Below are 7227 nucleotides of genomic sequence, written 5' to 3'. Positions count from 1 at the left end.
CAGAAAAAAGGGCTAGGAGAGGGAAAAAAGAGGACTGGTCTGAAATATTCGAGACCCTTGGGAGAATAGGTCTGGCTCAGCGGCAAAAGGTTCCAAAAAAAGACGCGGCGGATGCTCTGGAAAAATGCATGCTGGCCGTGCTATGTTTGGAACGTTTTCTCATGGATGCGCGTGTTGAAGGATGGCTGGGAACTCAGGGTGTCAGACAGGGCTCCGGTGCTTTGCGTTCAGAATAGCGAAAACGCCCCCTAAACGTCAATGCAAATACATCGACCATACCCATTTTCAGCTTTGCGAAAGCTTATGGAAGCACCACGGCCGCGCCATCTAAGATTTCCACGCGCAAAGCGGCTATTTCCCCAGCATCCCGTGTCACCAGCACGCTGACTCGATGCGTCCCTGCGGCTAGGTCGAATTCCTGCTGTGGGTTAAGCTCTTTCAACTCGGTCCCGTCCACCGCCACAACGATTCCCTTCACCGTGCTAAAACCCAGTTTCACCTTGCCCGGGCTGTCCAGTTTGAGGCCAAATTGCACGATTTTTGGAAACCACGGATACATCCTTTGTGCTGCTGGCAGTTCGGCCAGCGGAAGGTCTCCGTTGACTTGGCTGAAGGCAATCTGCCAGGGATAGGCGTACTTTTCGTCGTTAAGGGCAAAACTGCCCACATGTCGGACATGATCCACATCCTTCTGCTCCATTTTGCCCATCGCCTTCCAAGTGCGGACATAGCGGTTTGGCTGAGTCTTGTAGGCGCCTTCACGGCCCAACTCGCTCAGGAAACGCACCAGATCGACAAATTCGTCCTCTCGCAGGCTGGCGGTCATGCCGGGCGGCATCATGCTCACCGGGCTCATCTGACGGCTGGCGACGGCCGATTTGGCGACCTTCACGATCTGGTTGGCCGGGTCACGAATCGTCAACTCCTCCGCGCCATCATTCACTAGGCCGCCAGAGATGACTCCACCATCCTTTTTGCTCACAATGACCATGTGATAGCCCTCTTTGATCTTCTTGCTCGGCTCCAGCAGACTCTCGATGAGGTAATCCACCGGCGCACTGGCCCCGATGCTGACCAAATTCGGTCCCAGTATTCCGCCGGATTCCCCGATGGCGTGGCAGGTCATGCAAAGGAGCTGCTGGCGGCGGTACACCGCCTCACCGCGAACTGGATCACCGTTTTTCTTCACTTTTTCGACCATAGCAGCCATTTCCGGCCCGGTGAGGGGTTTGTCCATCTGCTTGACTCCCCCCGCTATTTTGAGTGCATCGGCCAGCGGCCCTTGGATGCCCCGGCTGGTCACCATGCGAATGCCTTCGACCGCCACGAGGTCAGGAATCGTCTTGCCTGCCAGTTCCTTCGCCAGAACGCCTGGAAGCTGCTTATTCTTCAAAAACGCCGTCAAAACAGGCTTCGAAGACTCCACATCAGCCTTTGCCAAAAATTCCACCGCCCGCTTCGCCGCCATTTGCGGTCCCACGGTGGTCAGACCATCGATCATCAGCCCGCGCATGCCGCCGTCGATCGATTCCGTGAACAGCTTGTCGAACAAATCCCGTGTCTTCACACCCCCGAGTGCCGTCAGACCGCGCATCGCCCCGTCACGGATCGCCGGAATCGTTTTGGCGTCGGTCAGCAGCGCCACCAGCTTCTCACGCGCCGGTTCCACCTTCCAAAGTCCGGCCAGAATGGCGGTGCGATGCACCACATGCGGCTCTGGGCGGGAAAACCACGCCATGACCGTCTCCGCCGCGCCTTCCGGCACGATTTTGCGATCCGTCGCGGCCTTCACCAACGCGTCCTGCAACCCCATGTAGTAGGCTCCCAGCGCTGCGTCATTCACCATCTCAATCATCAACTTTGCCTGCGCCGCGTCCGCCGCGTCACCGGCCATGCCGAGAACCGCCGCCGCATCTTCAGAGCTCAATTTGCCGCCTTTCAGCGCCGCAAAAAGCGGCGGCAGCGCGTCGCTACGGCCCGTGCTCTTCATCGCATACACCAAGTGCTTCGGGCGCTCGTCCAGCTTCAGTTTGCCACTGACCACCGCCGGCATCCACACGTCCACCTGCTCGCGGCAGGTCAACTCCAGCAGGAAGTCGAGCGGCTCATCCATGGGTTGGTCGAGCACCTTGAGCGCCAGACTGATCGCCCCCGGCTTGCGCATGTCCGCCAGCACGGCCAGCGCCCATAGGCGCACTTGAGGACTCTCATCCGCCACGGCCTTTTCGAGCACCTTCATGGCATCTGGGAATTCCTTCCAGCGGTGGCTCAGGATGCGCAGCGCTGCCGCACGAATCCTCGCATCGCTGTTTTCCCAGAGCTTCCGCCAGATCGACGGAGAGAAAGAGTTCACCCCCTCGCGCGCCCAGGCAGCCTCCAACAACGCATGTCCGTCCTCCGCTTTGGCCGCCCAAGCGTCGAGTTCCGGCGTCACTTTCGCCGCGCCTTGATCGCGAAGCTCACGCTTGGCAAAACGGCGCACATAGTTGCGGTCACTTTTCAGCATCTCCAACAGTTCGCCCGTCGCAGCCCCGGCAATTTTGGGTTTCGGGCTCAGCGGACGCCCCTTCGCCGTCACACGCCAGATCCGACCATGCTCGTGGTCGCGACGTGCATCGCGAAAATCCACCTCGCCGTGCTGGATGATCGGATTGTACCAGTCGGCGACGTAAAGTGCTCCGTCCGGCCCCGTCTTCACATCAATCGGCCGAAACGCGCGATGCGTCGAGGCCAGCACGTCCGGCATCTGCTTCGCGATGTAGCTGCTGCCGCTCGGCGTCAGCTTGAAACGGTTCAAGCGATTCCCACGGAAGTCATTCAGCACGAACGAGCCCTGCCAGTCCTCCGGGAAATGTGGATCTTCGATGATCTCCATCCCGCACTGCTTGGGCTGGCCAGGGCTGAGTCCGTGCATGATCCGCTTGGCCCCAGGCGATGTGGCAAACACCGAGCCGGGGAAAATGAAGTTCACCCCTTCCCCGCCCGCACCATCGCACGCGAAGCTCTGGCCCCAGCGGTCAAACTCAAAGCCCCAGGGATTCACCAGCCCCTTGCTCAGAATCTCCGCCCGCCGCGTCTCCGGTCGGAATTCCCAAATCCCGCCGCCCATCAGCCTGCGGATGCCATGCGGGGTCTCCATGTGCGTGTGGATGTAGATCGACTGTAAAAAATACAGCATGCCCTCTGGGCCCCAGCGCATCGTGTGCAGCAGGTGGTGCGTGTCCTCCGTGCCGAACCCGCTGAGCAGGATCGTGCGTTCGTCGGCCTTAAGGTCGCCGTCCGTGTCCTTCAAAAAGAGCACCTCGGTGGAATTCGCCACATACAGCCCCCCATCTCCAGGTGCCAGCGCCGTCGGAATGTGCAGCCCGTCTGCGAAAGTCGTCGATTTGTCCGCTTTACCATCGCCGTCTGTGTCCTCCAGCACCACCACCTGGTCTTTGGCGGCTTCACCCGGCTTGATGTGCGGATACGTCGAACTCGTCACCACCCACAGTCGGCCCTGCGCGTCCCAGTTCATCTGCACCGGCTTCTGAATCATCGGCTCCGCCGCAAAGAGGTTCACCTCGAAGCCCTCGGGAACCACGAACGACTTCAGTTCCGCGTCCGGGCTCGCATCCGGCAGATCAGCGACGGAGGTCGGCTGCGAAGCAGACACAAAACCGAGGGAACAAACAAGAATCAGTACAAAACGAGGAATCATAAAGAGAGGGGCATGATACGACTCCGCCACGCTCTTTTGGCAAGCATTCTCTCCGGGAAATACGACCGCTGGCATCGCCACTCAAGACAGCCTCCACTTCCGGGCGCAACCTCACACCGCATGATCTCATGCCGCCGAAGCTGGCAGCTTTCCCTGCTCCTCATTTCCTGACTCTTCAGAACACTGGCTAGCATTGGGCTTAAGATGTGACTCAGTTCGGATTTCAGGCATTTGATTTGATCCGAAAGAATTTTGATGTTGTTAACTTAACTAAAGTCTGAAATAACGTGGTCCATGGACTCAACGCGCGAATCCATTCCCACAGTGCCCACAGACCAGTTCTCCTCCCTGGAGCCACACTGGCCTTTGGTCCTTCGCTCTCACCCCGTTTGGTGCACGGTGATCTTGATCGTGTACTTCTGGCTCATTCCCGTCATGGTCTCCCACCTGTTCATGACGCAAAAATGGACTTTCGTGAACGCCGTGGACGCCCTGGCCAACGGCTGGGCTTGGCTCAGCGCCCTGGCTTTTTGGCTGGCAGTCGGCCCCTTCAGCCTGATCACCCTCATCACCATGAGGAAACCGGTTTTCCATGATGTGGAGCATGACGAGATGGACTAAGCCCTGCCGGTGGGACGTCCGAAAAACACACTCACTCTCTCGTCAGGTGCTTCTCCACGAGTTCATCCAGCGCGGTCCATAGCTCATCCGTATCCATCGTGTCGTGGTTGCTAAGGATCACCGTGCTGCGGTTCGTGCGCAGATGGCGGTAGTAGGAGTTCTCAAAGCCGCCCCAAGTGCCGTCATGGCCGACGCCATACACCTGGTCGTCGTCCTCCGCATAGATGAACCAGCCCAGGCCGTAGCCGGTGTTTTTACCCTTGCGGGTCTTGGCAGAGGTCAGCGCGAGTTTCCAGGTCTCAGGCTTCAAAAACTTGCGGGTGCGCACGGCACTGTCCCACTTCGCCATGTCCTCCAGGTTTGACCACACACTGCCGTCACCCACCACCAGCACCTTTTCCTGCCGGTCTGGCGGCGTGCCCCAGCCGGGCTTCCAGTTTTCCCGCTTCTCGTTCCATTCATAACCGATGGCCCGTGAGTAGCGTGGATCGGTGATCTGAGGTGCCTCCTGCGGACTGTCATAAACAAACGTGTGCTCCATCCCAGCGGGAACGAAGATCTCGTCGTGCAAAAAGCGACCGAGTGACTTCTTCGCCACGCGTTGCACAAGGCTCGCCAGCAGCAGGAAGTTGCTGTTGCAGTAGTCATACTTGCTCCCTGGACGGAACTGCAGCGGAAAATCCGCCTGCTGCGCAGCAAACTGACTCAGGTAGTCCTCATTCACCCAGCAGGTCTTGTTCCGCCGTGGCACGTCTTCGAAATCAAAGTACTCCGGCAGCCCGGAGGTGTGCTGCAGCAGATCGCGGATGAGGATCGGGGTCTCGCTGTCATACTCCGGCAGTTCTGGGATGTAATCGCGCACATCATCCTCAATGGACAGCAGCCCCCGGTCATGCAGCAGCAGCACCGCCGTGGCGGTGAACGGCTTCGAACATGAGGCCAGTTCAAACACCGTGCCCGGCGTGATGCGCGTCTTTTGGGCCAGATTCGCCAGCCCGTAACCCTTTTGAAACAGCAACCGACCCGGCACGCGGATCAAGATCGCCACTCCCGGACTTGTCGCGTCGATCCCAATCTTTGCCACCAGCCGATCCACCGCCGCCACCAGCGCCTTGCTCGGCGCGGTATCCTCTGCGGACAAGTCCACAGTCACCACCAGCCCCAGCAGGAGCCAGAAAAGCCGCTTGAGAGACATCGGCCCTGCCGAAATGAGACGAGGGTGCATGGCACGTCCTCTGCGTGTTCCTCACGGCCACAGCAAATCTTTTTGCACCCAGGCTCTCACTCCGCTCCAAACAGCCGCACCGGCGTGATCTCCGCGCTGCGCTCACCTTCGCCCACAAACAAAACACCCTCCTGCAGTGTGATTTGCAGGTCCATCGACCTTCCGGCCAGCGCTCCCAGCACCTGGCTTTGCGCCGCCGGGATCTGCCACACCGTCAGGTTGTTCACACGGGAAAGTTTCCCCGCCAATCCCGCCCACCACGTCGGCGCGGTGCTGTTATAGCTGTACACCGTCACCTTCTTGGACCGGCCGCACACGCGCACCAGCCGTTTCTCGTCTGGCTGCCCCAGTTCAATCCAGTGGATCAAGAGTCCCGTCAGATCGTGCTGGCTCAACGCCGGCTCATCCGCCTCCCATAGATCCTTGCCAAACTCCAGGGAGCCCAGGTCGTTGTTTGCCGGAGCGTTCAGCACATAGGCCAGCAGCCGGATCATCATCCGCTCCTCCGTCTCCGACGGATGCCGAGCGATCGTCAGCGTATGATCGCTGTAGAGATTGCGGTCCAGATCGGAAAACGAGACGCTGGCTTTGTGAATGATTGCCTTGAGGGCCATGGGAGGACGTAGGGGCGGGTCAAGGCATGGTCAAGAGGTCAAGACGTGTCCCCCGGCCCACCACAGGTGATCCTCCTCCTGGTCGAACTCGTCCTCGATTCATCACGCCCCCCTTCCTCCTTAAAAAACACTTCTTCCAGTGGCACCGAGCGCCACACTGGCAACTTTCCCGCGCTCTTCTCATGCACTCCATCATCCACCCCTCCGCCCTTGCCCCGAACACACGCCGCTCCGGCTGCACGCGCTTGTTTTTAACCACCGGAGGGCTGCTGGCGGTGCTGCTGCTCGCCACGGGCAGTGTGACACGCGGGGAGGAGCCGGAGGCGATCTTCGACAAGAAGCTGGCGGACGGTTACGAGCCCGCCACGACGATCGAGGGCACCACTTCCGGCGATGGCAAACTCTCGGTCATCTTCACAGCACGAAAGAAGGAACTGAAGCCGGCCAAGTGGCCCTCCATCATCCCGGAAGTGTCTATAAACGGCACTTCGCTGCTGGATGACGATAATTACACCCAGGAAAACTGGATCGTCTGCATCGAAGAGAAAAAGCGCCTGGGCCGCGTGAGCAGCGACGAAGAAACCTACCTGCCCCACTACAACGGGAAAAACCACTGCGACCTCGCCACGCTGTGGGGGCCAGACCAGGAAGGCTGGCACTACGGCGTGCTGAACTACACCGGCCGCTGGAGCTGCAACGACATCTTTTTTGTGAACTGCGACGGCGAGCAGGCGAAGGTGACGAGCATGCGCGGCCTGCTGAACAGGAACGCGGAAAAAATCCTCAAGGCGCAGAAGAAAGATCCGGCCCGTTTTTCGATCATGTACGAGCTGCTCGGCGCGGTGGAGCCCGAGACCAGCGTGACCGTTTCCGACCCACTCAAGGTGAGTATCGTCTTCATCGCGCAGGTGCCGAAGTCCGAGGAGGAAGAGGACTTCGCGGAAGGCACGATCACGCTGGAGCTCTCCCGCGATGAAAAAGGCGTCTCCACCGTCACGGTGCTCAACGTGAAGCCCGGGCGGGCGGAATAGATACGGGAGTGACGACAACTCGTCGCCACCACACCT

At 59.5% G+C, this 7227-nt stretch carries 5 protein-coding genes; 2 read left to right on the top strand and 3 right to left on the bottom strand.

The features are described from left to right. Positions 1–301 precede the first annotated feature (301 nt). The gene (locus ACILSI_RS06140) at positions 302–3655 is read right to left on the bottom strand and encodes a PVC-type heme-binding CxxCH protein (protein ID WP_395720975.1); all 3354 of its coding nucleotides are present in this window, start codon (positions 3653–3655) and stop codon (positions 302–304) included. A gap of 456 nt (positions 3656–4111) precedes the next feature. On the opposite strand from ACILSI_RS06140, the gene ACILSI_RS06135 reads away from it, so the two are divergent. Next, the gene (locus tag ACILSI_RS06135) at positions 4112–4321 is read left to right on the top strand and encodes a hypothetical protein (protein WP_395720974.1); all 210 of its coding nucleotides are present in this window, start codon (positions 4112–4114) and stop codon (positions 4319–4321) included. A 31-nt stretch (positions 4322–4352) separates the two neighbouring features. Here the strand turns inward: ACILSI_RS06135 and ACILSI_RS06130 are convergent, their stop codons facing one another. Both ACILSI_RS06130 and ACILSI_RS06125 read right to left on the bottom strand, forming a co-directional pair. Continuing rightward, complete coding sequence (locus tag ACILSI_RS06130; protein ID WP_395720973.1) at positions 4353–5546, bottom strand: serine hydrolase domain-containing protein; 1194 nt, start codon at positions 5544–5546, stop codon at positions 4353–4355. A 56-nt stretch (positions 5547–5602) separates the two neighbouring features. Next, positions 5603–6160: a YaeQ family protein gene (locus ACILSI_RS06125; protein ID WP_395720972.1), complete on the bottom strand. Its 558-nt coding sequence runs from the start codon at positions 6158–6160 to the stop codon at positions 5603–5605. Between the two features lie 182 nt (positions 6161–6342). On the opposite strand from ACILSI_RS06125, the gene ACILSI_RS06120 reads away from it, so the two are divergent. Beyond that, entirely contained in the window at positions 6343–7191 is an 849-nt protein-coding gene (locus tag ACILSI_RS06120) for a hypothetical protein (RefSeq protein WP_395720971.1), read from the top strand. Positions 7192–7227 lie beyond the last annotated feature (36 nt).

It is taken from the genome of Prosthecobacter sp., from assembly GCF_044232965.1.
In the GTDB taxonomy this organism is placed as follows: Bacteria; Verrucomicrobiota; Verrucomicrobiia; order Verrucomicrobiales; family Verrucomicrobiaceae; genus Prosthecobacter.
Note: the sequence above shows the minus strand (reverse complement) of the source record. Positions and strands in the feature narration are given on the sequence as shown.